This window comes from Arhodomonas sp. KWT (assembly GCF_010993615.1).
The window spans coordinates 1-1087 of the sequence record NZ_WNXE01000545.1; the positions used below are offsets into that span (position 1 = coordinate 1).

Genomic DNA, 1087 nt, shown 5'->3' on the forward strand with positions numbered 1-1087 from the left:
GGTGCTCGGGCCGGTGCTGGTGCTGGCGGTGCTGTTCTTCCGCGGCGGCCTCTACGGTGCCCTGTCCGGACGGGGGGGACGGCAATGACTGAGGCACAGGCGGCGGCGGTCCCGACCTTCGAGGCGCGCGCGCTGTACAAGCGCTTCGGCGGCCTGCAGGCCACCGACGGCCTCTCGCTGGCGCTCGAGCGCGGGCGGGTGCACGCGCTGATCGGCCCCAACGGCGCCGGCAAGACCACCGCGCTGGCACAGCTCAGCGGCGAGCTGCGCCCGGACGAGGGCAGTATCCACCTCGACGGCCGCGACGTCACCGCGCTGGACATGCCGGCACGGGCCCGTCTCGGCATTGCCCGCTCGTTCCAGATCACCGCCGTGTTCGAGTCGTTCACGGTGCGGGAGAACGTCGCCCTCGCCGTGCAGTCCCGGGCCCGCCACCACTTCCACTTCTTCGGCAACGCCGCCCGGGACCGGCGGCTCACCGACGCGGCGGACGCCGCGCTGGAGCAGGTGGGCCTCGCCGATGCCGGCGGACACCGCGTCGCCGCCCTCGCCCACGGCCAGAAGCGCCAGCTCGAGATCGCCATGGCGCTGGCCACCGAGCCGCAGGTCCTGCTGCTCGACGAGCCCATGGCCGGCATGGGCGCGGCGGAGAGCGAGGTCGTCGCCTCGCTGCTGGAGCGCCTGCGCGCGCGTTACGCGGTCCTGCTCATCGAGCACGACATGGACGTGGTCTTCCGCCTCGCCGACACCCTGAGCGTGCTGGTCGGCGGGCGGCTGATCGCCAGCGGCCCGCCCGGCGAGGTCCGCGACGACCCGGACGTGCAGGCCGCCTACCTGCAGGAGTCGTTCTGATGCTGGAGCTCGAGGGCGTCGAGAGCGCCTACGGCAGCAGCCGCGTCCTCTTCGGCGTGGACCTCACCGTCGGCGAGGGCGAGGTGGTGAGCCTGCTCGGGCGCAACGGCATGGGCAAGACCACCACCGTGCGTGCGATCACCGGGCTGACGCCGCCACGGGCGGGCACGATCCGCTTCCGGGGCCGGCGCATCGACGGCCGCCCGGCCTACCGCATCGCCCGCGCCGGCATCGG

At 74.1% G+C, this 1087-nt stretch carries 2 protein-coding genes; both read left to right on the top strand.

The genetic code is table 11. The annotated features are described in order from the left end of the window. Positions 1-84 precede the first annotated feature (84 nt). Positions 85-852, top strand: a complete 768-nt coding sequence (locus G7A99_RS20600) for an ABC transporter ATP-binding protein (RefSeq protein ID WP_163143738.1) — start codon at positions 85-87, stop codon at positions 850-852. Beyond that, a partial coding sequence (locus G7A99_RS20605; protein ID WP_163143740.1) for an ATP-binding cassette domain-containing protein occupies positions 852-1087 on the top strand: 236 nt, incomplete at its 3' end. The genes G7A99_RS20600 and G7A99_RS20605, both read left to right, overlap by 1 nt.

What these genes read in the sequence shown, in the direction of transcription:
- G7A99_RS20600 (WP_163143738.1), top strand. Translation starts at nt 85, where the DNA reads ATGACTGAGGCACAGGCGGCGGCGGTCCCGACCTTCGAGGCGCGCGCG.